Source organism: Actinocrispum wychmicini (assembly GCF_004345645.1).
GTDB classification, from domain to species: Bacteria; Actinomycetota; Actinomycetes; order Mycobacteriales; family Pseudonocardiaceae; genus Kibdelosporangium; species Kibdelosporangium wychmicini.
This window is the reverse complement of record NZ_SLWS01000012.1, coordinates 393,766-420,762: the sequence shown is the minus strand read 5'-3', so window position 1 is coordinate 420,762 and position 26,997 is coordinate 393,766. Positions and strand designations below refer to the sequence as shown.

The following is a 26,997-nucleotide window of genomic DNA, read 5'->3' as shown; positions in this document are numbered from 1 at the left end:
CCGCAGGAGGCACTCGACTGCGCCTGCGGGCTCTACCTCAACGACACCACCGCGTGGCTGAAACCCCCGACGAACTAACGGTCGTGACCACTAGTCGCGGGTTAGCGTCGAGGCTTCCTTGGCGAGGGCTTCGATCCGGCCGAAGTCCTTGGCCGCCACCGCGTTCTTCGGCGTCAGCCAGGAGCCGCCGACGCAGCCCACGTTCGGCAACGCCAGGTATCGGGGCGCGGTGGCGAGGCTGATCCCGCCGGTGGGACAGAACCGCAGGCCGGGCAACGGGCCGGCGACGGACTTGAGGTAGTCGACGCCGCCCGCGGCCTCCGCGGGGAAGAACTTCAACGCGGTCAGGCCGCGTTCAGCCAGCCGCATCGCCTCGGACACTGTGCCCGCGCCGGGCAGGAACGGCAGGCCGGTGGCGAAACACGCGTCCAGCACGTCTGGGGTCGTCCCAGGTGTCACCAGGAACGACGAGCCCGCTGACACGGCTTGTTCGGCCTGTTCGGGGGACGTGACGGTGCCCGCGCCCAGGACGATGTCCGGCACCGAGGCGTGGATGGCGGCGATGGCGTCCAGGGCGGCGGGCGTACGGAGGGTCACCTCGATCACCCGGATGCCGCCGGCCAGGAGAGCCTCGGCCAGCGGGGCGGCGTCCGCCACGTCCTCGATCACGACGACCGGGATGACCGGGGACAGGTCGAGCAGGTCCGAACCGGTGGTCACGCCATCTCCCAACTGCGGGTCGGCTGTACGCCGAACACGCTAGCGCCTTGCTCAGCCGGGCCGACCGCGTTGCGCAACGCGGTGAACAGTTCGCGGCCCATGCCCTGCCAAGCTGTGGGCACGTATTCGTCCACCACGGACCGGCTGGCGAATTCCTCGGGGTCCACGTGCACGTCCAGGGTGCCGCGTTCGGCGTCCAGCCGGATGACGTCACCGTCCCGCAGCCGCGCGATCGGCCCGCCGGTGACCGACTCAGGTGTGACCTGGATGGCGGCGGGCACCTTGCCGGACGCGCCGGACATCCGGCCGTCGGTGACCAGGGCGACCTTGTGGCCGTGGTCCATCAACGAGCCCAAGGCCGGTGTCAGGCCGTGCAGTTCCGGCATGCCGTTCGCGCGTGGCCCCTGGTTGCGGACCACTACGACGACGTCGTGGTTCAGTTCGCCGGCCTGGAACGCGGCGGTGAGCGCATCCTGGCTGGCGAACACCCGGGCCGGGGCCTCGACGACCCAGTTCTCGTGCTGCACCGCGCACACCTTGATCACGGCCCGGCCGAGGTTTCCGGTCAGCATCCGAAGGCCGCCGTCCGGCTCGAACGGGTCGGCCATCCCCCGCAGGACGTCCGTGTCCAGGCTGGTCACCGGCCCGTCCCGCCAGACGATCTTCCCGTCCTCGAGCACAGGTTCCTGCCGGTAGAGGTCCAGCCCGCCGCCCGCGACCGTGCGCACGTCCCGGTGCAGCAGCCCGGCGTCGAGCAGTTCGCCCACGAGGAACTGGACCCCACCGGCGGCGTGGAAGTGGTTGATGTCCGCCGAGCCGTTCGGGTACACGCGGGCCAGGAGCGGCACCACGGCCGAGATGTCGGCGAAGTCGTCCCAGGTCAGCTGGATGCCCGCGGCCGCGGCGATGGCGGGCAGGTGCATCGTGTGGTTCGTCGACCCGCCGGTGGCCAGCAGCGCGACCACGCCGTTGACGATCGACTTCTCGTCGACCACGTCCGAGATCGGGGTGTACTGGCCCCGGGTGCGGGTGAGTCGGACGACCTGCCTGCCGGCCTCCTCGGTCAGCGCGCGCCGCAGCGGGGTGTGCGGGTGGACGAAGCTGGTGCCTGGCAGGTGCAGGCCCATGACTTCGACGACCAGCTGGTTGGAGTTCGCGGTGCCGTAGAACGTGCATGTCCCGGGCCCGTGGTACGACGCGGACTCGGCCGCGAGGAGCTCCTCCCGGCTCGCCAGGCCCTCGGCGAACAGCTGCCGGATCCGGGCTTTCTCCTTGTTCGGCAGTCCCGAGGTCATCGGCCCGGCGGGAACCAGGATCGCCGGCAGGTGCCCGAACGCGAGAGCGCCCATCAGCAGGCCGGGCACGATCTTGTCGCACACGCCCAGCAGCAACGCGCCGTCGAACATCTCGTGCGTCAGTGCGATGGCCGTGGACATCGCGATGACCTCACGGCTGAACAGCGACAACTCCATGCCCGCACGACCCTGCGTGATGCCGTCGCACATGGCAGGCACGCCGCCCGCGAACTGCGCGACCCCGCCAGCTTCGCGCACGGACTCCTTGAGCCACTTCGGATACTCGTCGAGCGGCTGATGCGCGGACAGCAGGTCGTTGTACGAGGAGATGATCGCGACGCCGGGTTTGACGAGGGCGCGCACCGCGAGCCTGTCCGGCCCGTCGCATGCCGCGAAGCCGTGCGCGAGGTTGCTGCACGCCATCCCGGCTCGCGCTGGACCCTCGGTCGCCATGCCACGCACCCGATCCAGATACGCCTGCCGGCTGTCAGCGCTGCGATCGGCAATACGTTGAGTCACGTCGGCGATGACGCGGTGGAGCTTCGTGTGCACTGTTGCCTCCCGATGTGGTGATGACGGCAACGCTGTCGTCGCACACGGTGGTGACCAGGCTCAACGTACCCACCATGGTGGGTGTTTTCAAAATCGATTCAGGGGTGGTGGGGGCGGAACTGGGGTCATTGCGAGACTGCTGGCTTGACACTGAACGACGGCAGCGGTATCGATTCAGATCCGACTGGCGACGCGGAAGGGTTGGCTGAGCCCGCGTGGGTCGACCAGCAGTGCGCAACCCAGCGGTTCTGGGTCTGGGGAAGGCACCGAGGCCGCCGGCGACAATGTCCAGGACCGCGGGTGATGACGGATTTCGGCTCACGGTCCGCCGACACCAAGCCGATGCTGGGCACGGTCGAGGGCTGGTGTGCACCTGCGAGGCATCGGAAACCCGGACGCTCTGGCCGCCGAGACCCGGGCCGTGGAGTTGGCGGTCTTTCGCTACGGCACCAGGCGTGGGGCGAGTCGAGTTCGGTTACGCCCGTTTCTCTTCGCTTGGTAGAGCGCTTTGTCCGCGGCGTCGAGGAGTTGGTCGAGATCCTGTCCCTGGGTGGGGAAGGCGGCTGCGCCGATCGATACCGACAGCCCGTCGATGGTCTGCTGGTCGTCGCCGATTCTCGGGCGCACCACCAGTTGCTCGATGCCTCGGCGGATCCGTTCGGCGATCAGCATCATCTGGCCGATCGTGGTTTCGGGCAGCAGCACCACGAACTCCTCGCCGCCGAAGCGGCCCACCGCGTCCATTGACCGCACTCCGTGCTGGAACGACTCGGCGGCGTCCCGGAGCACCTCGTCACCGGCGAGGTGGCCGTAGGTGTCGTTGACCTTCTTGAACAGGTCCAGATCCATCAGCAGGACGCCGACGACCTCGCCGCGCCGGGTCGCGGCGGCGAGCCGTTCCCTGGCCAGGTCGGTCCACGCGGTCGCGTTCAGCAGGCCGGTCTTGGTGTCCCTGCGGGCGAGCTCTTCCAGTTGGTGGATCAGTTCGTTGCGGTGCAGCACCAGGATCAGCGGCAGGCCGATGAGCACCAGCAGCGCGTTGTAGTGCATGGCCATCGCCACGAACACCGCCAGGCACAGGGTGACGGCTTCCAGGGCGTTGTCTGCGGGTGTGCCCAGGCCTGTCTTGAATGGACGGTCGGCGAGGCGTGCGGTGGCGAGCCACGCGGTCAGCAGGCCGACGTTGACTGCGGAGTACGCCGCCGCGGCGACCAGAGCGGTGACCGCTCCGGGGATCGTGGCGAGCGCGCCGGGTCCGGCGAGTCCGAAGACTGCCTGGGCGGCGGCTGTGGCGAGGATGTACATGGCGACGTTGAACACGCGCTGAAAGGTCGGGGTGCGTTGGACGCGCAGCCACACGTGCAGGTAGATGACCACGATCATCGCCGCGGCGAGTGGCAGCGGCAGCACCAGGGCCGCCGCGAACGTCCAGGTCGAGTTCAGGTCGACGTGCGCGACAGCTTTCTGACGGCGACGGATCCGTTCGACGTTCCGCGCCGCTTCCGCGTGCAGCATCGCGACAGCTGTCAGGAGGATCGTTTGCCCTAGTTGGTATCCGCTTACCGGGCTGATGGACGTCCAGACAGCGGCCACCGCGGCCGCCAGCGCGCACCCGAAGTACGCGGCGCCGACCGGCCTGACGTCCCGCAAACGTTTTGCCCGCTGTTGGCTGTTCTCCGGCATTCCCCCGCCACCCCCTGGGCCCCCCGACCCACAGCCCCACGCTACGCGCGTCGACGTTCCTGCCTGGTTACGAACAGTCACCTTCACTCGAACAGACGAATCGGACTCCTAGGTGAGAGATCCGCCACAGAAATCGATTCACCGCGGGGTGCTGCGGTGTTGGCCCAGTCACAGCGCCGATCATGTCGTGTGGTACTTGTCACAAGGTCACCGGCGGGGCACAGTCGGCGGCAAGACGCCCGTTCACCAGCGATGGAGCGGCGTCACCACCACAGGCTTGCGACGGTGAAGGAGCCGGGTATGTCCACGACTGAGGTAGCGGCGCTACAGCGCGCGATCGGGCAGGTCAAACAGTGTGTCGGTGACCTGCGCGCCCGGTATGGCGACATCCCCGCGGTGCGCCGCCTGGTGAACGACGTGGAGCGGATGGACATCGACATTTCGGACTTCCGAGGGGAGCCGGAGGCACCCGCGCCCCGGCAGCCGGCCGTGTCGGAGCATGAGGTAGTTGTCGTGCCGGACACACCTTATGACCGTGAGATGTGGCGTGGCGCCGACGACGAGTACGTCAGGCACGACGACTAGACAACGAAGTCAAATACCGAACTGAGGACAGATGACCGCAGGAATCAGCGCGCCTGGCCGGGCCCGGATCCCGGAGCGCACGCTGCGCACCGACCGGTGGTGGATGCAGCCGCTGCTCACCACGCTCGGCCTCGCGACGTTCGTCGGGTACGCCACCATCCGGGCGTTCTCGGGTGTGTCGTACTGGGTGAACGACTACCACTACCTGTCGCCGTTCTTCTCCCCGTGCGTCAGCACGTCCTGCGCACCGGGCTCGACGCATTTCGGCGCGTGGTTCGGCGAACTGCCGGGCTGGATCCCGATGGGGTTCCTGGCCCTGCCGTTCCTGCTGGGGTTCCGGCTCACCTGTTACTACTACCGCAAGGCGTACTACCGGTCGATCTGGCAGTCGCCGACGGCCTGCGCGGTCGCCGAGCCGCACGGCAAGTACTCGGGTGAGACGAAGTTCCCGCTGATCCTGCAGAACGTCCACCGCTACTTCTTCTACGTGGCGGCCCTCGTCTCGGTGGTCAACACGATCGACGCCATCCTCGCGTTCCACGCGCCGTCCGGCGGCTTCGGCTTCGGCCTGGGCAACGTGATCCTGCTCGGCAACGTGATCCTGCTGTGGGCGTACACGCTGTCCTGCCACTCGTGCCGGCACATCGCCGGTGGCCGGCTCAAGCACTTCTCCGCCCACCCGGTCCGGTACCGGGCGTGGACGTTCGTGTCCAAGCTGAACGTCCGCCACCAGCAGCTGGCGTGGACCACGCTCGGCACTTTGGTGCTGACCGACCTGTACGTGATGCTTGTCGCCAGCGGGGCAATTTCCGACCTGCGCTTCGTGTGAGAAAGAGGAATTCATGACCCAGGTCGAGCGGCACACGTACGACGTCGTCGTGATCGGGGCCGGCGGCGCCGGCCTGCGAGCCGCCATCGAGGCCCGGCAGCACGGTCTGCGCACCGCCGTGGTCTGCAAGTCCCTGTTCGGCAAGGCCCACACCGTGATGGCCGAGGGCGGCATCGCCGCCTCGATGGGCAACGTGAACAGCAACGACAACTGGCAGGTGCACTTCCGCGACACCATGCGCGGCGGGAAGTTCCTGAACAACTGGCGGATGGCCGAGCTGCACGCCAAGGAGGCCCCGGACCGGGTCTGGGAGCTGGAGACCTACGGCGCGCTCTTCGACCGCACCAAGGACGGCCGGATCAGCCAGCGCAACTTCGGCGGCCACGAGTACCCGCGGCTGGCGCACGTCGGTGACCGGACCGGCCTCGAGCTGATCCGCACGCTGCAGCAGAAGATCGTGTCGCTGCAGCAGGAGGACAAGGCCGAGACCGGCGACTTCGAGGCGAAGATCAAGGTGTTCGCCGAGTGCACGGTCACCGAGCTGCTCAAGGACGGCGACCGGATCGCCGGCGCGTTCGGCTACTGGCGGGAGTCCGGCCGGTTCATCCAGTTCGACGCACCCGCCGTGGTGCTGGCGACCGGCGGCATCGGCAAGTCGTTCAAGGTCACGTCGAACTCCTGGGAGTACACAGGGGACGGTCACGCGCTCGCGCTGCGCGCCGGGGCGACGCTGATCAACATGGAGTTCATCCAGTTCCACCCGACCGGCATGGTCTGGCCGCCGAGCGTCAAGGGGATCCTGGTCACCGAAGGCGTCCGCGGCGACGGCGGCGTGCTGCGCAACTCCGACGGCAAGCGCTTCATGTTCGAGTACATCCCCGAGGTGTTCAAGGACAAGTACGCCGACAACGAGGACGAGGCCGACCGCTGGTACACCGACCCGGACGGCAACCGCCGCACCCCGGACCTGCTGCCCCGCGACGAGGTCGCCCGCGCGATCAACTCGGAGGTCAAGGCGGGCCGTGGATCCCCGCACGGCGGTGTGTTCCTGGACGTCTCCAGCCGGCTGCCGGCCGAGGAGATCCGCCGCCGGCTGCCGTCCATGCACCACCAGTTCAAGGAACTGGCCGATGTGGACATCACGGCTGAGCCGATGGAGGTCGGCCCCACCTGCCACTACGTGATGGGTGGCGTGGAGGTCGAGCCGGACACCGCGGCGGCGCGGGTGCCCGGCCTGTTCGCGGCCGGTGAGGTCGCCGGCGGCATGCACGGCTCGAACCGGCTAGGCGGCAACTCACTGTCCGACCTGCTGGTGTTCGGCCGGCGCGCCGGCCTGGGCGCGGCGAAGTACGTCGACGGTCTCGACAAGCGGCCGGCGGCGGCGCAGTCCGATGTGGACGCCGCGGCGGAGCGGGCGGTACGGCCGTTCGACCCGCGGGGCGGGGGAGTCGAGGAGAACCCGTACACCCTGCACTCCGAGCTGCAGCAGTCGATGAACGATCTGGTCGGCATCATCCGGAAGGCCGGCGAGATCCGTCAGGCGCTGGCGAAGATCGAGGAGATCAAGGGCCGGATCCCGAGCGTCGCGGTCGAGGGCCACCGGCAGTTCAACCCGGGCTGGCACCTGGCGATCGACCTGTACAACATGATCCTGGTCAGCGAGTGCGTGGCCAGGGCCGCGCTGCTGCGCGAGGAGAGCCGCGGCGGGCACACCCGCGACGACCATCCGGGCATGGCCGCGAACTGGCGCAACCGGCTGCTGGTGTGTTCGACTGACGGCAACGAAGTGTCCGTCGACGAACAGCCGCAGATCGCGATGCGCGAGGACTTGTTCGAGCTCTTCGAGATCGGTGAGCTGGAGAAGTACTACACCGACGACGAGCTCGCCGCGCACCCGGGAAGGAAAGCCTGAGATGGCGTACAAAGCACAGTTCCGGGTGTGGCGCGGGGACGACGAGTCCGGTGAGCTGCGGGACTACACCATCGAGGTGAACGAGGGCGAGGTCGTCCTCGACATCATCCACCGCCTGCAGGCCACCCAGGCGCCGGACCTGGCGGTTCGGTGGAACTGCAAGGCGGGCAAGTGCGGGTCCTGCTCGGCGGAGATCAACGGCCGGCCCCGCCTGCTCTGCATGACCCGGATGTCCACGTTCACCGAGGACGAGGTCATCACGGTGACGCCGATGCGGACCTTCCCGGTGATCCGGGACCTGGTGACGGACGTGTCGTTCAACTACACCAAGGCGCGTGAGGTCCAGTCGTTCACCCCGCCGGAAGGGCTGAAGCCGGGCGAGTACCGGATGCAGCAGGTGGACGTGGAACGGTCGCAGGAGTTCCGCAAGTGCATCGAGTGCTTCCTGTGCCAGAACACGTGTCACGTGATCCGCGACCACGAGGAGAACAAGGAGGCCTTCGCCGGCCCACGGTTCCTCATGCGGGTGGCCGAGCTGGAGATGCACCCGCTCGACACGGCCGACCGGCGTGACGTGGCACAGGAGGAGCACGGCCTGGGCTACTGCAACATCACGAAGTGCTGCACGGAAGTGTGCCCGGAGCACATCAAGATCACGGACAACGCGCTCATCCCGATGAAGGAGCGGGTCGCCGACCGGAAGTACGACCCGGTCGTGTGGCTGGGCAACAAGTTGTTCAAGCGCAACAAGGCATGACCGCGGTGCGGGGGATCGACACAGGTCGGTCCCCCGCGTTCCGCCGATCGAGGGACTCTCCAGACGCGCGGTAACGCGCCGGCCCGGTTCGCGAAATGCCCATCGCGAACGGGCAAGGGAGAGACCGTTGACGAAGATCGGATACGCCGTCGTCGACACCGAGACGACCGGCCTGCTCACCGCCTACCGGCATCGGATCGTGGAGATCGCGATCATCCAGCTCGATTCCGCCGGGCGGGTGACGGACGAGTGGACAACGCTGGTCAACCCGGACCGCGATCTCGGACCGCAGGCCATTCATGGCATCCGCGCCGCCGAGATCCGTCGGGCACCCTCGTTCGCCCAGATCGCGGGGGACGTGGTCGAACGCCTGCGTGGCCGGGTCGTGGTCGCTCACAACTGGTCGTTCGACGCCATGCACCTGCGCGCCGAGTTCGAGCGCATGGGCATGGAGACGCCGCTGTGGGCCGATGCGGGCCTGTGCACGATGCGCGCCGCCAGCAGAGTCATCCCCAGCGCCAGCCGGTCGCTTGTGGACTGTTGCACGGCGATCGGCCTCACCGGATTGGCTTGGCACACGGCGCGTGACGACGCGATGGCGGCCGCGGCTCTGCTGAGCCACATGTTGGCGTTCAGTCCAGCCGCGGTCCGGATCACCGCGGAACACAAGAAAGCGGCCGGTTGGGCGTGGCCTCAGATGGTCCGTGCGGCGGTGCCGCCCGTGCGCCGTCTGCCGGCTGATCACGTGGAGCCGCATTTCCTGGCACGCATGGTGGAACGCCTGCCCCGCGACGAAGAACCTGTCGTGGACGCCTACTTCGCGGTTCTGGACCAGGTCCTGCTCGACCGGCAGATCTCGGTCACCGAAGCCGACAGTCTGATCAAGGTGGCTGAGCAGTTCGGTCTCGGCCGAACCGACGCGATCGGCGTGCACCACACCTATCTGCGCGAGCTGGCGCGGGCCGCGTGGGTGGATGACGTTGTGACCGCGGAAGAACGTGCCGACATCGACGCCGTGGCCGCCCTCCTGGGCATCGAGGCCGACACCGCCCGACACACCATCGACGAGGCGCGGGCCGCGCGGTCACCCGCCCGCGTCACGGTCGGCGGCTTGGTGCTTCGGCCCGGCGACAAGATCGTGCTGACAGGCACGATGCATCGCGACCGTGAGGACATCCAACAACAGGCCGCGGCGGCGGGCCTGCGGGTGACTTCCGCGGTCAGCAGGAGGACGACCGTGGTGGTCGCGGCGGACCCGGACTCGTTGTCCGGCAAGGCGAAGGACGCTCGCACGCTGGGCGTGCCCGTCGTCGGCGAGGATGCGTTCCTGAGGGTACTCAGTGCGATGTGACGGCAGGGTGTTTCGTTGCCGGACGAACGCGACCGCCGGTGGACGTGGCGGGCCCGCAGCCTGGGGCACCCGCGGCGGGGGAGGTACTCGGCTCGGAGGGCCGGAGCGGCCTGTGGCTTGAGGCCGCCTGTGGCTGGGAGTGGCCTGCGGGGCCAGAAGTGCCCGGAGCGCGCCTGGGCGCAGGGATGGGTCCGCCGCGAGTGCGGCGATGGCGGCGGCGAGCTTGCTCACGTCGCCGGGCGGACACAGGAACCGCTGACGCCCTGGCGGTGGGGGCCAGTGCCCAGTGCCCTGCGGCCTGGAGGCGGCGGCTTTGGAGTGCCCGTGGCTGGATGCGACCTGCGGCGCGGAGTGGTCTGCAGGCCCCTCAGCGCCCGCGGCCTGCAATGCTCGTGCCTCGGAGGCCGAGGGTGCCCACGGCGTGAAGCGGCCCGTGCCGAGAGCGCTGGAGGCCCGGGAAGCTGGAGGCCCGGAGGCCCGGAGGCCCGGACGGCCTGCGGGTCGGTGCTTTGTCGGGCCGGTCGGAATGTGCGTGACAGACCACCTTCCGGGAGTTCTCGGGCAGCATGGTGAACACCGGGGCAGCCCAGCGGAGCGCTCCCGGTCCATTCGTTCTTCTGTTTGGTCGAGCGGCTGCATGGCGACGCCCCGCGTGGTCGCCCACAGGTGCATCCGCTGCCAGACCCGGCCTGCCTGGATGCGTTGCAATGGATCCAACGGGTCTCGCACCGCCAGAGTTCCCATCGCCGCCGCTGTGGGCAACTGGATGTCTTTGGTGGCTTGGTGCCAAGTGTCGTTGGTCAGGTTGTGGGATGCCGGCAGGATTTTCGCCACCGAACGAATCACTGGGGGCTGGCCCGAACTGTCCACTGTGATTCCGTCCTTCTTGGACTGGAGGGTGCTCCAGTCGCCGCGGTACCAGGAGAAGTCGTCCGTGGTCCGGGGTTCGCCGTGGCCCAGATGGACGACCGCGCCGTCGAGGGCCGGTTCCACTCGAGGTTCAGGCCGCGGTGCTGGGCGGCCAGGGTCAGGTTCTCCAGAGCGCAGCCGACGGAGATGTGCATCTCCCTGCGCAACGGGTCCATCGCACCGATGTTCCGCGTCGTGTCGGCGATCAATGAGACGCCAACGGCCGTCGAACTCCTGGGCGTACCTGGCGAACAGCGCGCGGATGATCGCCCGCTTGTCCTTGTCGTGGTAATGCAGGTTTCCTGGGCTGATCCCGGCCGCGGCTTAGAGCAGAAGCTCCAAACTTCGGCTACCGGGTCGCGGTCAGCACCGCGAAACTCGGGCTCACCCGCAGTTGGGCCCAGAACTCCTCGCCGTACGAGGCCACGGCGTCCTCGGGCACGACGGTCGGGTGTCTGGTGACGTTCGTCAGGCCGGCCCGCGACAGGGCCAGGTCGACCACGCCGGGCGGCCAGAAGAACGAGTCGAACGAGAACTCCGACTCGCCCAGCACGTGCACCACGACTCCTTGGCGGCCCAGCGAGGGTTCGCCCCTGCTCATGTAGTAGCCGTACTTCTGATAGTCCTCCAGGAGGTCGAAGTCCGCGTCCGGGTTGGGGAACAGCACCGCGAGCGTCCCACCCGGGGCGACGTTGGCGACCAGGTTGCCGACCATGGCGTCGAGCGCGGCCTCGCCTTCCGCGTAGCCCAGCAGCCACACCGCGGTCACCACGTCGAAGCTGCCCAACAGAGGCAACGTGACGGCGTCGTACTGCGCGTAGACGATGCCCTGCTGGTCGCGTTTCTCGACGTACTGGGCGTACGACACCATTTCCTGCGAGGAGTCCACGCCGACCACGCGCTCGGCACCGAGCGACACGAACTGCCGTGGGTAGAACCCCGTGCCGCAGGCGACGTCCAGGACCGACTTGCCGGTGAGGTCAGGCAGGGCGGACAGGAACGTGGCGCGCTCGCACAGGCCTGTGGGGATGTATTTGACGCGTTCGTATTCCTTGCCGAGCGCGTCGTACTGTTCGTCGGACTCCGCCATGATCGGACATTATGGCGGCCAGGACATTGATGGGTGTTTACGCCCACCCGGACGACGAGTCCACGTGCGCTGGTGGCGTGTTCGCGCACTACGCGGACCAAGGTGTGCGCGTCATCGTCGTCACGTGCACCAACGGCGAGTTCGGCGACGGCCCGAACGGCATCAAGCCTGGTCAGGATGGGCACGACATCGACGTGGTCGTCGCGACCCGTGCCGCCGAACTGGACGCCGCGTGCCGTCGGCTCGGGGTGTCCGTTGTCGAGCGGCTCGGGTATCACGACTCGGGCATGCCTGGCTGGGAGCGGCATGCACGCGGTGAGGTGTTCTCGACGGTCCCCGTCCAAGCGGTCGCGGCTCGGATCGTCGACCTGCTGAACCAGCATCGGCCGGATGTGGTCCTGACTCACAACGCGACCGCCGACCATGAGCACCGCGACCACAGGCACGCCGCGCGAGCCACGGCGCTGGCTGTCGCGGGCAGTGGGGCGAAGCTTTACTTCAGCGCGCACGGAGCCGCGCACTGGCAGCGACTGAGGCAGGCGCTGCCGCAGTTGGCTCGACCGAAGTCACAAAAACAGTGTGCGCTTGACCTGATCGACGCCCGGATCACCACTCGAATCGACATCCGGCACGTCGTGGCCAGGAAGCGGGCGGCCCTGTTCGAGCACGTCAGCCAACTCGGCAGCAGCTTGGCCGGGGAGCTCTCCCTCGACCAGTATGAAGCTGTTTTCGGGGTCGAGTCCTTTATTCGAGTCGATGGGGACACGACTGGCAACGATCTGTTTGACGGATGACCGGACACGCGCGGCCGAACTGTTGTATCTTCTTGTCGGTGCCGCGCTCCCGGTGACCCCCAGGCTGGTTGAGCGCGGCGCCGCTATGTTCGGACCACTTCGAGGAGCGGCGTGCCCCAGCCCTGGGCAGTGCGTGCCCGGCGCGTCTTCGACGGGGAGACCTTCTTCGACCAGCCGGGTCTCGTGGTCGTCCAGGACGGGACGGTCACGGCGGTGGACTTCGGCACCGGCCTGCCGTCGGCCGACCTGCCCGTGGTCGACCTTGGCGACGTGACGCTGCTGCCCGGCCTGGTCGACGCGCACACCCACCTGGTGTTCGACCCGCCCGCGAACGTCGCCGAGCAGATGGCGTCGGAGGACGACGACACGCTGCTGGGGCGCGCCCGGGAACACGCCCAGCAGGCCCTCCGGGCGGGGATCACCACTGTCCGGGACCTCGGTGACCGGAACTACCTGAGCCTCGCCGTACGGGCCGAGACGGCCGTTGATCCGCGGTCCGGCCCGGAGCTGCTCGTCGCCGGGCCGCCGATCACGTCCGTCGGCGGCCACTGCTGGTTCCTCGGCGGCGAGGCCGAAGGGGCCGGCGATCTGCGGGCCGCGGTCGCCGAACGGGCGCGTCGCGGGGTGGATGTGATCAAAGTCATGGCGACCGGCGGCAATGTGACGCCCGGCAGCGACATGCGGGACTCCCAGTACGACTTCGACGAGTTGCGCGTCGTCGTAGCGGCCGCGCACGAGGCGGGGCTGCGCGTCACCGCGCACGCACATGGGGGCAAGGGCATCGCGGACGCGGTACGCGCCGGGATCGACGGTATCGAGCACGGCACGTTCTTGACGCCCACAGGAGCCGAGCCGGACTGGGCGACCGTGCGCGCCCTCGGGGAGGCCGGCACGTACCTCGGGGTGACCGTCGGCGGGGCCACCTTGACACCGCGGCTGGCGGCCATCCGCCGGGGATACGCGCGGATGCGTCGCGAAGGCGTGCGCATGGTGTGCGCGTCGGACGCTGGTGTCGTGGCCCAGAAGCCGCACGACTGTCTGCCGCGGGTTCTCCCGGAGTTCGTGAGCTTCAGCGAGGCGACCACGATCGACGGGTTGCGTGCCGTGACGAGCCTCGCGGCACGGTCATGTGGCGTCGCGGACCGGAAAGGCCGGATCGCGCCTGGGTACGACGCGGACCTCCTCGCGGTGGCCGGTAACCCCGTGGACAGCCTTGCCGCCCTCAGCGACGTTCAGGCGGTGTTCCGACGCGGTCAGCGCGTCACGACGTGAGCTCGGGCGCCTTGACGTCGATCATGGCCGCGCACCTGGCCACCACCGGTGATGTCCACGACTTGGCGACCGCGGTCAGCCAGCACAGCTCGGTCTCGGTGTCCACGCCGCCCTGACCAGCGAGGTCGATCGGCTTGGCGACCCGCTCGACTCCGTTCGCGCGGACTCGCAGCGCGACCCGAACCCAGCAGGCCGTCACGGCGGCGTCCCGGTTCGGCAGGCGCTCGGCGGCGAGCGCCGCGACGATCCGGTCGTGGGTCGCTGGCGTGATCCACTCCCGCATGATCAGCAGGCCGTCACGGATCTCCACGAGCCGCCTGTGCAGCTGGTGCCGGTTGTCGCGCAGCGTCAGCGCGTCCCGCCACCGGCTCCGCGGCGGGGTCAGCGCGATGTGCGGCGACGCGTCGCACAGCGCCCGCCAGAGCGGGTAGAGCCGGTTCCGCCGCCACCAGCTGGCCACGCCTTGGCTCAACGGCAGGATGATCGCGAGCGAACACCCGACCGTGACGCTGATCGAGTAGATCGACGACACGTAGACCCCGAACGCCGGCAGCTGTGGCGACGCGGAGAACAGGGACGCCACACGGGTGCCGAGGAACACCAGGAACGTGGTCGTGCCCAGCGCCAGGGCCAGCAGCGCGAACTTCAGCACCTTGGCCGCGACGCGCCGGATCTGGCGCCAGAACAGCGACGTCGTCCACACGCTCACCACGATCATGTACGTCAGGTAGGCGATCCAGTAGACCGTGTGCGCGCTGAACTCGCCGATGACGGGCAGGAACCGGTCCCTGGTGGGGATGTGCCGCACGGTGACCACCGTGAACGTCGTCACCATGACGACCGCGGTGGCGCCGCAGTAGAGCGCCATCCGGCGGCTCCAGCGTGCGGACACCGTGTCGGACGACGAGATCCGCAGCGCGACCATCAACAGCAGCACCGCGACGACCGAGGCGAGCAGGCTCGAAATCAGGCTTTCGATTCGAGGGACCCCGGTCGTCCGCTGAATGCCGAGCATCACCGGGGTCTGCAGCACGGTCAGGCCAAGACCCTGCATCACCAACGTGAACCAGAGGAGACGCTGGTCCGCGACCCGGACCGCGGCGACCCGCAGCAGCACGACCGGCCAGCACAGACACAGCAGGACGACCCTGATCAGGTCGGGGTTCACTCGCCGAATCCCAGCGCCTTGCCGAGCCGGCGTTCGGACTCGCTCAGGCCGTTGATCTGCCTGCCGCGTTCCCGGATCAGCGTGGCTACCAGTTCTGCTTCACGTTCCTGCACGGTGTTGTAGCTGGCCCTGGTCAGCGCCTGCCGGACGATTTCGCCGGTGTCGTCCGACCCGACCGCGGCCGGGTCGAATCCGTCGCCGAGGCTCGCGATCGTATGCCCGCAGATCATGTGCCCGAGTTCGTGCAGAATGATGTGTTCCTGGTGGAAAGTGCTCGTCTGCTGTTCGAAGAAGACGTGGTCGGCCACGTCGGTGGCGACCCACATTCCGCACGGCATGTCGACCACGCCGTCCGGCTTGTCCAGCGGGTGCAGGTACAGCTTTCGGCCGCGTTGCGCGGCGATCGAGTCGCACAGGGCGGAAACGGAGAAGGGATCCGGAAGGCACAGCCGGCGGACCATGGCCGTGCAGCGCTTGCGTAGCCGGCTCGCGGGTCGCGGAACCACGCCACAGTCCTCAGAATCGTTCGGGTCTACCGGGGGGCACGAGGGAAAAACTAGTCGTCTTCCGCGGGGGCGTCCAGACGATCATTAACCGGAGAATCAATCCGTTCTATCTCCCTGGCCCGGTCGATCATGTCCAGAATGGCCTTCTGACTCTTTTCCGACAGGTCAGCGGACCGCAGCGCGATCGCGCGCACTCCCTTGTCGCGCAGAGCGACCGCGAGATTCATGTCGTCGGTGCTCGCCTCATGGTCCAGAAAATAGGCCATTGGCCGGCCGAAGAACGCGGCCAGCGCCTCCAGTCGGGAACCGGTGGGCACCTCGGTCTGGCCGGTGCGGAGTTTGTGCAGGGTTCCGGTGGAGATCCGAAAACCCGTCTGTTCCCGAATTTCCTTCGCGATCGCCGCGGTGCCCGGAACTTTGCGGCCGGCGTAGTGCTCCTGAATCAGCGCGTCGAGTTTCGCCGACAGCGCATCACGGCCGATCATCGGGCCATTACTCACTCCTGCCCCCTCAGGTCGGAGTATCCGTCTTACGTTCACCAATCTGAACGGAAGGGTGTCACCGTGTCCAGTCCTGTTCCCAGTGGGGGGTCATCTTACTTGACATCCGTGGGTCGGGACGAAAGAGTGGAGTCGTTCAAAAAGGTGAACAGTCGGGTCGGGAACCGGTGCGAGCTGGGCCCGCGTTGCAGGGGTGTGGCGTGGGCCGGCTCGCACATCACGACGCGCCGGGCCGGCGGGGTAGGTCAGCCGGTCACTGGGGGTGCCGATGTGCTCCCGCCGCCCGGATCGGCGTCCTTCATGACAGGAACACGCCTTGGGCCCGCCTTGCCGGGACAAGGCGGGCCAAAGCAGTTGTGACGGAGAAGAACGGCCTAACCATCAGCCCGGCCGGTGTCCGCGTCCGTACCGATGTGGACCAGGACGGGTTCGATCTTGTCCGCCTTGACGCCCCGCGCCGGCCGGTTTCGCCGGCGGGACAGGCGCCGTTCCATCGCGGATGCCAGCGTGGAGAGCAGCAGGTTCATCAGGATGTACAGGATGGCCACCACGATCAAGGTCGGGATGGTGTTGGCGAAGTTGCCGGTGATGCCGCCGGACGTCCTGATCAACTCCGTGTAGCCCACGGTGAGCTGGCCGGCGAGGGCAGTGTCTTTCAACGCCACCACGAGCTGGCTGACGATTGCCGGCAGCATCAGCGTGACCGCCTGCGGCAGCAACACACTGACCATGACCTGTGTCTTGCGCATGCCCAGCGCGTGTGCGGCTTCGGTCTGTCCCGTGGGCAGCGCGTTGATGCCTGCCCGGAACACCTCGGCCAGCACGGAGGCGTTGTACAGGACCAGTCCGGTGACAGCGGCGAACAGCGGCCGGACGTCCGCGTCGATGTCGGTGTAGATCGAGTACAGCTCGGCCCCGAACACCATCATCAGCAGGACCGGGATGGCCCGGAAGAACTCCACGACCGCGCCTGCCGGGATCCGCACCCATGGGTGCCGCGACAGCCGTCCGACGCCGAGCAGCGCGCCGACAGGCAGCGCGATCACGATCGAGATCGCGGCCGCCTTGAGCGTGTTCAGCAGGCCGGGAATCAGGAACTGGTCCCATGTGGACCACGTGATGAACGGCTTCCACAGCGCGCCCGCCCACTGCCCCTTCTCGTCGAATCCACTGTAGACGAGATAGACGACGTACAGCAGCAGGACGACGAACAGCGTGGTGATGACCGCGTTGCGCCTCTTCGCCCTTGGCCCTGGCGCGTCGTACAGCAGCGTCGTTGCGGCGCTCATCGCTTGACCTCGAGTTTCTTGGCGACCCGGCCGAGGAACAGGCCGAGGGGCAGGGTCAGGATCACGAACCCGACGGCGAAGACCAGGAACACCAGCAACAGGCTGTCGGACTCGTTCTCCACCATCTTGGACATCAGCAGGGCGGCTTCGGGGACGCCGATGACGGCCGCGACCGTAGTGTTCTTGATCAGGGCGATGAGCACGCTTGTCAGCGGAGCGAGTACCGAACGGAACGCCTGCGGCAGCACGATGATCCGCAGCACCTGGTTGAACGAAAGGCCCAGCGCGCGGGCCGCCTCGGCCTGGCCGGTCGGCACCGCGTTGATGCCCGAACGCATCGACTCGCAGACGAACGTCGACGTGTAGGCGATGAAGCCCATAAGCGCCAGCCGGAAGGAGTTGTCCGCCAACGACGTCGGTGAGTCCGGCGCGGACAGCTGCACGCCCAGCGTGTACGAGAGGCCGACGGATGTGAACAACAGCAGCACGGTCAGCGGGGTGTTGCGGAAGATGTTGACGTAGACCGTGCCGAAGCCGCGCATGATTGGGATGGGGCTGACCCGCATGGCGGCCAAGATCGTTCCCCAGATCAACGAGCCGATGGCCGAGTAGAAGACCAGCTTGATCGTGGTCCAGAACGCTCCGAGCAAGTCGTAGTTGCTGAGAAAGTCCACCCGAGCTCCTTTGCCGGCGAAGACGACCGGGGGCACCCGTGGGTGCCCCCGGGATCGGGTTACGGCACGTCTACGACTTCTCGGTGATCTCCGGCGGCGACGGGATCTTGTACGACGTTCCCATGGCGGCCTCGAGCGCCTTCTTCCACTCGCCGCTGGACTGCATGTCGGTGATCGCCTTGTTGATGGCGGCCTGGCCCTCGGTGTCGCCCTTCTTCAGGCCGATGCCGTACTTTTCGTCGGTGAAACCCTTGCCCACCAGCTTGAGCTGGCCGGAGTGCTGGGCGGCGTAGCCGGCGAGGATGATGTCGTCGGTGGTCATGGCGTCAAGGGCGCCGTTGAGCAGCGGGGTGATGCAGTCGGAGTACTTGCCGAACTCCTGCAGCTGCACCTTGTTGGCGTACTTGGTCTGGACGTTCTGGGCGGGCGTCGAGCCCTTGACCGAGCAGAGCTTCTTGTTGTTGTTCAGCGACTCCGGACCGGTGATGTCGTTGTTGGACGACTTCACCAGCAGGTCCTGGTGTGCCACGTAGTATGGGCCGGCGAAGCTCACGTCGTTCTTGCGCTTGTCGGTGATCGAGTAGGTGGCGACGATGAAGTCGACCTCGCCCTTCTTGATCAGGTTCTCGCGCTCCGCGGACTGCGCCTCTTTCCAGGTGATGTTGGCCGCGTCCACGCCGAGCTGCTTGGCCACATACGTGGCCACGTCGACGTCGAACCCGGTGTACTTGCCGTCCGGCGTCTTCAGGCCGAGGCCGGGCTGGTCGAACTTGATCCCGACGACCAGCTTCTTGTCGTTCTTGGCCTTGGCGACCAGGCCGGAACCACCGCTGGTCGTGCCACTGGTGCCTGAGCCTGTTCCGGTGTCGTTCTTCTTCCCGCCGCAGGCGGTGACGGCGAGAGCCAGCGCCGTCACCACGACGCCGGCACGCACAGTGCGACTGAATCGCATCAAACGTTCCTTCCAATTTCACGTACGGGAGCACACCACAGTGCGGGGAGCTCAGTGGGTGAGGATCTTGCCAAGGAAGTCTTTTGCCCGGTTGGATTTCGGCGCGGTGAAGAAGGCGTCCGGAGTGGAGTCCTCCACGACCTCGCCGTCGGACATGAAAATCACCCGATCGGCTGCCCGGCGCGCGAAACCCATCTCATGGGTCACGACGAGCATGGTCATGCCCTCCTTGGCGAGGTTGGTCATCACGTCCAGTACTTCCTGGACCATTTCGGGGTCCAAAGCGGACGTCGGCTCGTCGAACAGCATCACTTTGGGGCGCATCGCGAGCGCCCGGGCGATCGCGGCGCGCTGCTGCTGCCCGCCGGACAGCTGCGCCGGGTACTTCTCCGCCTGGTTGGCGATGCCGACGCGTTCCAGCAGTTCCATGCCGGTCCGGCGGGCCTCGTCCTTCGCCACCCTGCGCACCTTGACCGGCGCGAGCAGCACGTTCTCCACGATGGTCTTGTGCGCGAAGAGGTTGAACGACTGGAACACCATGCCCACGTCCGCGCGCAGCCGGGCAAGGTCCTTGCCCTCGGCGGGCAGCGGCCGGCCGTCGATCTCGATCACCCCGTTGTCGATCGGTTCGAGTCGGTTGATGGACCGGCACAGGGTCGACTTGCCGGATCCGGACGGGCCGAGCACGACGACGACTTCGCCCCTGGGGACCTCCAGCGTGACGTCCTTCAGGACGTGCAACGGCCCGAAGTGCTTGTTGACCGCGTGCATCCGGATCATCGGCACGACGGTGGCGGCTTCGGTCATGAATCCTCCCAGAAGGGACACGTGCGTTGGCGGAAACCTAGGGGGCTCGCCTGGCGACAGTCCAGCGACCTTGAGCAACACTTAGGGTCTCAACTCTGTCACATGGTCACGACATATGCGGAGGGACACGCGTGCGGGTGCTCCTTGTGGAGGACGACGACCGGGTGGCGCACGCGCTGGTCCCGGCCCTGGTCAAGCGCGGTCTGGCGGTCCGGCGGCTGGCCGCCGGACGCGGGGTGCTCGACCTCGTCGGGGAGGTCGACGTCATCCTGTTGGACCTGGGTCTGCCCGACATCGACGGGATGACGCTGTGTCGTCAGATCCGTGCGGTGAGCGACGTGGCGGTGATCGTCGTGTCCGCCCGCGGCGAGGTGGACGACCGGATCCAGGCCCTGCAGGCCGGCGCGGACGACTACCTGGTCAAGCCGTACGACGTCGGCGAGCTGGTGGCCCGGGTGCACGCGGTCCGCCGGCGCAGCGGCGACAAGGGCACGCAGGGCGAGCCGGTCACGTTCCGGGGCGTGACCCTGGACATCGGCCGGCATGAGGTCAGAGTGGATGGCGAACCGGTGAACCTGTCCCGCAAGGAGTTCCAGGTGCTGTCGATGATCATGGTCGCGCGCGGCGAGGTGGTCCGCCGCGAGCAGGTGCTGTCCGAGGTGTGGGGCCGCAACGGCGCCGCCGAGAACCGTTCGCTGGACGTCCACCTGGCCACCCTGCGGACCAAGCTGGGCCGCCCGGACCTGGTGGAGACCGTGCGCGGGGTCGGGTACCGGCTGTCCGGTCGGCCGGAGTGACGGCATGCGTGTCCGAGTCCTCGGGATCGTCATCTCCCTGGTCGCGCTGCTGGTGGTCGGCCTCGGGGTGCCACTGGCGCTGTCCGTGGCGTCCCGCGAGCAGCAACTGCTGTTCCTGGACCGGCTGACCGACACCAGCCGGTACGCCTCGCTGGCCCAGCGGCCGCTGCTGGAGAACCAGCCGACCGCCCTGTCCGACCAGCTGGCCGGTTACCACGACGTGTACTCGATCGACACGGTCGTGTTCGACCAGAACCGCAAGATCATCGCCAGCTCCGGCCCGGAGGACCGGCCGCCGTTCCGTGCCGCCGACCACGCCGACCAACTGGACAGCGCGCTGGGCGGCAAGCGCCCCGAGTCGGACACCCTGCTGATGCCGTGGGACGGCGGCGACCTGGTGATCGCCGAGCCGGTGCTGGCCGACGGCGAGGTGCGCGGCGCGGTGGTGACGGTGTCGCCGACCTCGCGGGCCCGCGGGCGGGTGCTGCTCTGGTGGGTGATCATCGTCGTCGGCGGGCTGCTCGCGCTGGGCCTTGCCGTCCTGGTGGCGTGGCCGGTCGTGGCGTGGACCCTGCGTCCGGTCCGCCGGCTGGACGAGGCGACCGGCAGCCTGGTGGCGGCGGTGGTGCGCGGCCAGCCGGTGCCCGCGGTCGACGACGGCCACGGCCCGTCCGAGCTGCGGCACCTGAGCCGTTCGTTCGACCAGATGGCGGCCAGCGTGAGCGACACCCTTGCCGCGCAACGCGCCTTCGTCGCCGACGCCTCCCACCAGCTGCGCAACCCGTTGACGGCGCTGCGGTTACGGCTGGGCAACCTGGAAGGGCACGTCGACGCCGAGGAGGCCGAGCACCACGCGGCGGCGATGGCGGAGACCGACCGGCTCAACCAGATCGTCGACGACCTGCTGTCCATGGCCCGCTCGGAGGGCCTGGGCGGCGAGCTCGTCCCGATCGACGCGATCGCCACGGTGTCCCAACGGATGACCGACTGGGAGGCGGTGGCCGACTCCCGGCACGTCTCGCTGGTGCTGACCGCGCCCACCCCGCCCGTGACCGCCCTGGCCCCGCCCCGGAGCGTCGAGACGATGCTGGACGCCTTGCTGGACAATGCGTTGAAGTTCACCGCCGAGGAGACCACCGTCGCGGTCGACGTGTCCACACAGGACAGCCGGGTCCGGATCACGGTCCGCGACCACGGCCCGGGGCTGCGCCCGGAGGAGCTCGAACGGGCGACGGACCGGTTCTGGCGCAGCGGTGTGCACCAGAACGTCACCGGCTCCGGCCTGGGCCTGTCGATCGTGCGCCGGCTCGCCGAACGGGCCGGCGGCTCGGTGCGGCTGGACCTGCCCGACGGCGGCGGCCTCCGGGTGACGGTCGACCTCCCGGCCGCCTAGATCTTGATCTCCCGGTAGTACTGCAGCGCGCCTTCGTGCAGGGGGACCGGGCGGGTCTCGATCGCCGAGCGCTGGTCGATGGAGTTCGCGGCGGTGTTCACCTTCGCCAGCTTCGGCTGGGCCTCGAAGACGCCCTGGGTGAGCACCTTCGCCGCGTCCGCCGACATGTCGTCGGTGACCAGCAGCAGGTTGGGCACGATCAGGGTGTTCACCGGGGTGGGGTCGGCCAGCGCATAGGTCGTGACCGGGATCGTGGCGGCGCTGTAGTAGCTGTACTTCTCGCGGATCCGGGGCATCACGTCGTTCATGTCGACCAGACGCAGCGGCATCGCGGTCGCCAGCTGCCTGATCTCCTTGGTGGGCAGGCCGCCGGACCAGAAGAACGCGTCGATGTTCCCTTTCTGCAGCTGGTCGGCCGAGGCGGCCAGGGTGAGGTGGGTGACCACGGGCGGATTCGGGCCCGCGGCCACGCCGGCCATGTCCAGTACCCGGTTGGCGATCACCTCGACCCCGGAGCTCGGCGCGCCGATCGCCACCCGCTTGCCGCGCAGGTCGCTGACGTGCTGGATCGACGAGTCCGCGCGGACCGCGATGTGCAGGTAGTCGTCGTAGATCCGGGCGAGCGCCCGCGGCTTGTGCACGGTGAAGTCGTTGAGCTGGTCCTTGGCCACGTCGGCGGCGCTGATCGCCACGTTGGCCTCGCCGGTCCGCAGCCGCTTGAGGTTGTCGGCCGAGCCGTTCGTCTTCAGCACGACCGGCTTCTCGATGCCGGTCTGGGCCGACCACTCGTTGGCCAGCGCGGAGCCGAGCGCGTAGTAGACGCCGCTCTCGAACCCGGTCGCGATGGTCAGGCGCAGGCCGGCTGTCGGGTTGGTGCAGGCCGCGAGCAGCAGCACCATGGCCGACAGCGCCGCGAGTTTGCGTGACACGCTGACGATGGTGCCAGACCGGGGGCCTACCCTGGGTACCGCGAAGCCCGTTTTTCGAGGAGCCAGTGTGACCCGCAGCTATCAGATCCGCACGTTCGGTTGCCAGATGAACGTGCACGACTCCGAGCGGCTCGCCGGCATGCTCGAGGAGGCCGGCTACGTCGTCGCGGCCGGTGACGACACCCCTGACCTGATGGTGCTCAACACCTGCGCGGTCCGGGAGAACGCGGACAACAAGCTGTACGGCAACCTCGGGCACCTGCTGCCGGCCAAGAAGGCGCACCCGGGCATGCAGATCGCGGTCGGCGGCTGCCTCGCGCAGAAGGACAAGGGCGAGATCGTCAAGCGGGCGCCGTGGGTGGACGTGGTGTTCGGCACCCACAACCTCGGCTCGCTGCCCACGCTGCTGGACCGGGCCCGGCACAACGCCGAGGCCCAGGTCGAGATCCTGGAGTCGCTCGAGGTCTTCCCGTCGTCGCTGCCCGCCCGGCGCGACTCCGCCTACTCCGGCTGGGTGTCGATCTCGGTCGGCTGCAACAACACGTGCACGTTCTGCATCGTGCCCGCGCTGCGCGGCAAGGAGAAGGACCGCCGGCCGGGGGAGATCCTCGCCGAGGTCCACGCGCTGGTGGCCGAGGGTGTGCTGGAGGTGACGCTGCTCGGCCAGAACGTCAACTCCTACGGCGTGGAGTTCGGTGACCGGCTGGCGTTCGGCAAGCTGCTGCGGTCCTGCGGGGACGTCGACGGGCTGGAGCGGGTCCGGTTCACCTCGCCGCACCCCAAGGACTTCACCGACGACGTGATCGCCGCGATGGCCGAGACCCCGAACGTGTGCCACCAGCTGCACATGCCGCTGCAGTCCGGCTCCGACCAGGTGCTCAGGGCGATGCGCCGGTCGTATCGGTCCGAGCGGTACCTGGGCATCATCGAGAAGGTCCGCGCGGCCATGCCGGACGCGGCCATCACCACCGACATCATCGTCGGCTTCCCCGGCGAGACCGAGGCGGACTTCCAGGGGACCCTGGACGTCGTCCGGGCCGCCCAGTTCTCGCAGGCGTTCACGTTCCAGTACTCCAAGCGCCCCGGCACCCCGGCCGCGGACATGGCCGACCAGGTGCCCAAGCAGGTCGTGCAGGAGCGCTACGACCGGCTTGTCGCGTTGCAGGAGCAGATCTCCTGGGACCTCAACAAGCGCTTGGTCGGCCAGACGGTGGAGGTCCTGGTGTCCAGCGGCGAGGGCCGCAAGGACACGGCCACGGACCGGATGAGCGGCCGCGGCCGCGACGGCCGGCTTGTGCACTTCGCGACCGGCGACAACAAAGTGCGGCCAGGCGACATCGTGCGGGCGACGGTCACGTACGCGGCGCCGCACCACTTGCTCGCCGACGGCCCGCTCGTCGACCATCGGCGGACCACGGCCGGCGACCACACCGAAGCTGGAGTTCGGCCGAAGACGAACGGGATAAGCTTGGGTCTGCCAGGGTTCGGCGCACCCCCGGCGGTCAGCACGAGCGACGAAGGGTGCGCGGTCTGATGGCGGACATCGATCACCTCAAGGACCAGATCGACGAGGTGGAGCGCAAAGCGGTCCGCACGGTCGACCTCGGCGGCCGCGCGATCGTCATCTCGGTCGCGGTCATGGCGCTCCTGGTCGGCCTGGTGTTGCCGTGGCTGCACGGCGACAGCGGCTGGGAGGTGCTGCTCGGCCGGGTCGAGGGTCGGGCGGGCATGGTGCCCCGGCTGTTCGCGGGGACGTCGGCCGGGTTCGGCGTGCTGGCGTCGATGATCGCGTTGATCACCCGCCGGTGGGGGATGACGTGGATCTGCGCGTTGGGCGGCTGGTTCGCCTGTGTGGACGGGGTTCTGGCGATCTGGTCGCGGCAGTCGTCGGAGGGCTCGCCGGGCGTCGGCCTGATCATCAGCGAGGTCGCGATGGTCGTCATCGCGGTGTGCTGGTTCCGGACCGCGTGGTCCCGGCCGGACCCGCGGGTGCTCGCATCCGAAGCGGCGCAACAGTAACGCCGTAATTCACCGGATCAGCCGACTTTCGGCCCTGATCCATATCGTCGTACGCGCATAGCCTCATCGCGCAGGGCTGTTCTTTCCCTGATCCCCGAAGGGAATGTCATGTCACCGTCGATGAGACGTTTGCTTTCGTTAACAACCGCGGTCGGTGTGGTCCTCGCTCTCGCGTCGGCGCCGGCCACCGCCCGCCCAAGACACTGGCCGTGGCCGACCAAGCAGCAGGTCCTCGCCCCGGTGGACCCGCAGAACTGGGAGAACCCCGACCACATGACGTGGGACGACCAGCGCGATGTCCCGGACATCAACTGGGCCGACCCGAACCGCAAGGGCTCGGCCCGCACCATCAGGGCCGCCCTGGTCACCGCCGACTTCCCGAACGAGCAGTTCGGCATCACCCGCCAGCCCGGCAGCGACATCTACGGCAACCCGCGGCTGGCCCTCGGCCTGGACCGCAGCCAGGTTCCCGGGTTCTACCGCGACTTCCTGAACAAGCCGCAGGCGATCAACCACGGCCGGACCATGCACGGCTACTGGATGGAGGACTCGAACGGCCGGATCGGCGTCAACCTGGACGCGTTCGGCGTGTATCGGGTGCCGGGCAAGAAACACGAGTACGGGCTGAACGAGTGGGGCGCCAACGGCAGCTGCCCGGCCGGTGACAACTGCAGCCGCGACCTGCGCACGGACATCAGCGCGTTGTGGCGGGCCGAGCAGGGGCAGGACATCGCGTCGAAGTACGACGTGATCTTCTACCAGACCGCGGGCAACGACGAATCCTCCACGTGGCAGGAGTTCGGCCCGATGAAGTTCACCGACTGCGACCACATCCCGGCCGAGTTCGGTCCGCCGGACCCCACCCAGCCGCGGTGCGCCAAGACCCGTTACGTGCCATGGACGTCGTGGGCGGCGGCGGCCAACCACTGGCCGAACGCCAGCGGCAACACCACCACCCAGGCGGAAAGTTCCGGCCTCGGCACGTTCTCCCATGAGCTGAGCCACGTCTTCGGCATCGGCGACAACTACAACAACCCGTACAGCACACCGGCTCGGCGCGCGGGCGCCGGACCGTGGAGCATGCTTGACCGCGGCACGTTCAACGGACCGGGCGGACCGCACACCCGTTACTACATCCCGGCCACCCAGGGCGGCGCGGTCGGTGTCGAACACACGTTGCGGGACAAGATGAAGCTCGGCATCGTCGACGAGGCGAACGTGTTGCGGCTGTCCCGTGAGGCGTTGACGACCTCGGGTCTGGTCGTGCTGCAGGTGACCTCGCGGGAGACCCCGATGGCCCCGGCCGGTCGGACCGGGCTGGTCGGCGCGAACATCACGATGAACGCGGACCGCGAAGCCAAGTGCAACACGCAGACCGACCCGCTGTGCGACGGCGGCGGCTACAACAACTACACCGTCGAGGTGATCGACCGGCAGGGCGCGGACTCGTTCACCCCGGACTCGGGCGTGATGCTCTCCAAGACGAGGAACCAGGACGCGGCGCCGTTCGTCTGGACGGTCGACGCCCACCCGGAGGACATCCACACCGTCGACTTCGTCCGTCCGGACGGGACACCGCAGTACATGACCATCGGCGACTACCGCCAGCTGGCGGACGCGCTGTTCCACGCCGGAACGGGCTCGGGCAGCCAGTTCGAGTACACCGACACCGCGAACCGGCTGCAGTTCTACATCATCGACGCCAACCGGGACGCCAAGGGCGTGCTGTCGTACAAGCTCGCCGTCCGGTCGCTGGACGGCGCCGGCCCGCACACCCGCGGTGTCTCCCTCGGCCGGGGGACCCCGAGCGGCCGGGTGCCGGCGGAGGTGGCGACCTGCCAGTTCCCGCTGACGAACACCGGCCAGGTCAAGCCGTTCACCAACGGCCACCCGGAGGACGTGTCGGCGTACGTCAACTCGGACGTCTACCGGCTGTCCGCGACGGTGGCCGGCACAGGCTGGTCGGTGCAGCTGCCGTCGCAGCTCGCGACCGCCAAGGACGGCGCCACGGTGACCGTCCCGGTGAACGTGGTGCGCTCGCAGACCGGCTCGTTCGCCGCGACGGTCACGCTCACCGCGAAGTCGGAGAGCAAGGCGTCGGCGACGTCGACGGCGACCTGTCAGCTGTCGATGTTCAACACCGTGCCGTTCCCGTTCTGACCCACTGACCCCACGGCCCCCTCTAACAGTGTTAGAGGGGGCCGTCGAACGTGG

The 26,997-nt window shown here is 68.2% G+C and carries 24 protein-coding genes; 12 read left to right on the top strand and 12 right to left on the bottom strand.

All coding sequences use genetic code 11. The features are described from left to right. Window positions 1–90 precede the first annotated feature (90 nt). The 3 genes from eda to EV192_RS43360 form a co-directional block, all read right to left on the bottom strand. A complete protein-coding gene (gene eda / locus EV192_RS43370) occupies window positions 91–720 on the bottom strand; it encodes a bifunctional 4-hydroxy-2-oxoglutarate aldolase/2-dehydro-3-deoxy-phosphogluconate aldolase (protein ID WP_132124552.1) in 630 nt (209 codons plus the stop codon). Beyond that, the gene (gene edd / locus EV192_RS43365) at window positions 717–2,567 is read right to left on the bottom strand and encodes a phosphogluconate dehydratase (RefSeq protein WP_132124551.1); all 1,851 of its coding nucleotides are present in this window, start codon (window positions 2,565–2,567) and stop codon (window positions 717–719) included. The genes eda and edd overlap by 4 nt, the downstream gene beginning before the upstream one ends. A 441-nt stretch (window positions 2,568–3,008) precedes the next feature. After that, the gene (locus tag EV192_RS43360) at window positions 3,009–4,250 is read right to left on the bottom strand and encodes a GGDEF domain-containing protein (RefSeq protein WP_132124550.1); all 1,242 of its coding nucleotides are present in this window, start codon (window positions 4,248–4,250) and stop codon (window positions 3,009–3,011) included. Window positions 4,251–4,550: 300 nt separating this feature from the next. Between EV192_RS43360 and EV192_RS43355 the strand changes: the two genes are divergently transcribed. The 5 genes from EV192_RS43355 to EV192_RS43335 all read left to right on the top strand — a co-directional run bounded on the left by EV192_RS43355 (window position 4,551) and on the right by EV192_RS43335 (window position 9,684). Beyond that, the gene (locus EV192_RS43355; RefSeq protein WP_132124549.1) at window positions 4,551–4,835 is read left to right on the top strand and encodes a hypothetical protein; all 285 of its coding nucleotides are present in this window, start codon (window positions 4,551–4,553) and stop codon (window positions 4,833–4,835) included. Window positions 4,836–4,866: 31 nt separating this feature from the next. Continuing rightward, complete coding sequence (locus EV192_RS43350; protein ID WP_132124548.1) at window positions 4,867–5,664, top strand: hypothetical protein; 798 nt, start codon at window positions 4,867–4,869, stop codon at window positions 5,662–5,664. A 13-nt stretch (window positions 5,665–5,677) separates the two neighbouring features. Beyond that, the gene (locus EV192_RS43345) at window positions 5,678–7,576 is read left to right on the top strand and encodes a fumarate reductase/succinate dehydrogenase flavoprotein subunit (protein WP_132124547.1); all 1,899 of its coding nucleotides are present in this window, start codon (window positions 5,678–5,680) and stop codon (window positions 7,574–7,576) included. Between the two features lies 1 nt (window position 7,577). Next, entirely contained in the window at window positions 7,578–8,333 is a 756-nt protein-coding gene (locus EV192_RS43340; protein ID WP_132124546.1) for a succinate dehydrogenase/fumarate reductase iron-sulfur subunit, read from the top strand. A gap of 127 nt (window positions 8,334–8,460) precedes the next feature. Further along, entirely contained in the window at window positions 8,461–9,684 is a 1,224-nt protein-coding gene (locus EV192_RS43335) for an exonuclease domain-containing protein (RefSeq protein WP_132124545.1), read from the top strand. A 1,258-nt stretch (window positions 9,685–10,942) separates the two neighbouring features. Here EV192_RS43335 and EV192_RS43330 read toward each other — a convergent pair. Further along, entirely contained in the window at window positions 10,943–11,683 is a 741-nt protein-coding gene (locus EV192_RS43330) for a class I SAM-dependent methyltransferase (protein WP_132124544.1), read from the bottom strand. Between the two features lie 11 nt (window positions 11,684–11,694). On the opposite strand from EV192_RS43330, the gene EV192_RS43325 reads away from it, so the two are divergent. Both EV192_RS43325 and EV192_RS43320 read left to right on the top strand, forming a co-directional pair. After that, window positions 11,695–12,477 (top strand): PIG-L deacetylase family protein, encoded by a 783-nt coding sequence (locus EV192_RS43325; RefSeq protein ID WP_132124543.1) that lies wholly within the window; start codon window positions 11,695–11,697, stop codon window positions 12,475–12,477. Between the two features lie 111 nt (window positions 12,478–12,588). After that, window positions 12,589–13,749 (top strand): metal-dependent hydrolase family protein, encoded by a 1,161-nt coding sequence (locus EV192_RS43320; protein ID WP_132124542.1) that lies wholly within the window; start codon window positions 12,589–12,591, stop codon window positions 13,747–13,749. Here EV192_RS43320 and EV192_RS43315 read toward each other — a convergent pair. From EV192_RS43315 to EV192_RS43285, 7 genes are all read right to left on the bottom strand, one after another. Beyond that, window positions 13,739–14,917, bottom strand: a complete 1,179-nt coding sequence (locus EV192_RS43315; RefSeq protein WP_132124541.1) for an MAB_1171c family putative transporter — start codon at window positions 14,915–14,917, stop codon at window positions 13,739–13,741. The two genes, EV192_RS43320 and EV192_RS43315, sit on opposite strands and share 11 nt — an antisense overlap. After that, window positions 14,914–15,423: a hypothetical protein gene (locus EV192_RS43310; RefSeq protein ID WP_207926663.1), complete on the bottom strand. Its 510-nt coding sequence runs from the start codon at window positions 15,421–15,423 to the stop codon at window positions 14,914–14,916. The genes EV192_RS43315 and EV192_RS43310 overlap by 4 nt, the downstream gene beginning before the upstream one ends. A gap of 50 nt (window positions 15,424–15,473) precedes the next feature. Next, window positions 15,474–15,908: an XRE family transcriptional regulator gene (locus EV192_RS43305; RefSeq protein WP_132124540.1), complete on the bottom strand. Its 435-nt coding sequence runs from the start codon at window positions 15,906–15,908 to the stop codon at window positions 15,474–15,476. A gap of 389 nt (window positions 15,909–16,297) precedes the next feature. Beyond that, complete coding sequence (locus EV192_RS43300) at window positions 16,298–17,212, bottom strand: amino acid ABC transporter permease (protein ID WP_132124539.1); 915 nt, start codon at window positions 17,210–17,212, stop codon at window positions 16,298–16,300. Beyond that, entirely contained in the window at window positions 17,209–17,886 is a 678-nt protein-coding gene (locus EV192_RS43295) for an amino acid ABC transporter permease (RefSeq protein WP_132124538.1), read from the bottom strand. Before EV192_RS43295 ends, EV192_RS43300 begins: the two co-directional genes overlap by 4 nt. Before the next feature lie 70 nt (window positions 17,887–17,956). Further along, a complete protein-coding gene (locus tag EV192_RS43290; protein ID WP_132124537.1) occupies window positions 17,957–18,838 on the bottom strand; it encodes a glutamate ABC transporter substrate-binding protein in 882 nt (293 codons plus the stop codon). Window positions 18,839–18,889: 51 nt separating this feature from the next. Beyond that, complete coding sequence (locus EV192_RS43285) at window positions 18,890–19,618, bottom strand: amino acid ABC transporter ATP-binding protein (RefSeq protein WP_132124595.1); 729 nt, start codon at window positions 19,616–19,618, stop codon at window positions 18,890–18,892. A gap of 158 nt (window positions 19,619–19,776) precedes the next feature. Here EV192_RS43285 and EV192_RS43280 point away from each other — a divergent pair, with 158 nt between their 5' ends. Both EV192_RS43280 and EV192_RS43275 read left to right on the top strand, forming a co-directional pair. Then, complete coding sequence (locus EV192_RS43280) at window positions 19,777–20,442, top strand: response regulator transcription factor (RefSeq protein ID WP_132124536.1); 666 nt, start codon at window positions 19,777–19,779, stop codon at window positions 20,440–20,442. 4 nt (window positions 20,443–20,446) lie between these two features. Then, complete coding sequence (locus EV192_RS43275) at window positions 20,447–21,835, top strand: sensor histidine kinase (RefSeq protein ID WP_132124535.1); 1,389 nt, start codon at window positions 20,447–20,449, stop codon at window positions 21,833–21,835. Here EV192_RS43275 and EV192_RS43270 read toward each other — a convergent pair. Next, window positions 21,832–22,764, bottom strand: coding sequence for a TAXI family TRAP transporter solute-binding subunit (locus EV192_RS43270; RefSeq protein WP_243727434.1), 933 nt, complete (start codon window positions 22,762–22,764; stop codon window positions 21,832–21,834). The genes EV192_RS43275 and EV192_RS43270 overlap by 4 nt on opposite strands. Window positions 22,765–22,831: 67 nt before the next feature. Here EV192_RS43270 and miaB point away from each other — a divergent pair, with 67 nt between their 5' ends. From miaB to EV192_RS43255, 3 genes are all read left to right on the top strand, one after another. Then, window positions 22,832–24,298, top strand: coding sequence for a tRNA (N6-isopentenyl adenosine(37)-C2)-methylthiotransferase MiaB (gene miaB, locus EV192_RS43265; protein ID WP_207926661.1), 1,467 nt, complete (start codon window positions 22,832–22,834; stop codon window positions 24,296–24,298). After that, entirely contained in the window at window positions 24,298–24,783 is a 486-nt protein-coding gene (locus EV192_RS43260) for an Rv2732c family membrane protein (RefSeq protein WP_132124534.1), read from the top strand. Before miaB ends, EV192_RS43260 begins: the two co-directional genes overlap by 1 nt. A gap of 120 nt (window positions 24,784–24,903) precedes the next feature. Beyond that, window positions 24,904–26,943 (top strand): M6 family metalloprotease domain-containing protein, encoded by a 2,040-nt coding sequence (locus tag EV192_RS43255; protein ID WP_243727433.1) that lies wholly within the window; start codon window positions 24,904–24,906, stop codon window positions 26,941–26,943. Window positions 26,944–26,997: the final 54 nt, after the last annotated feature.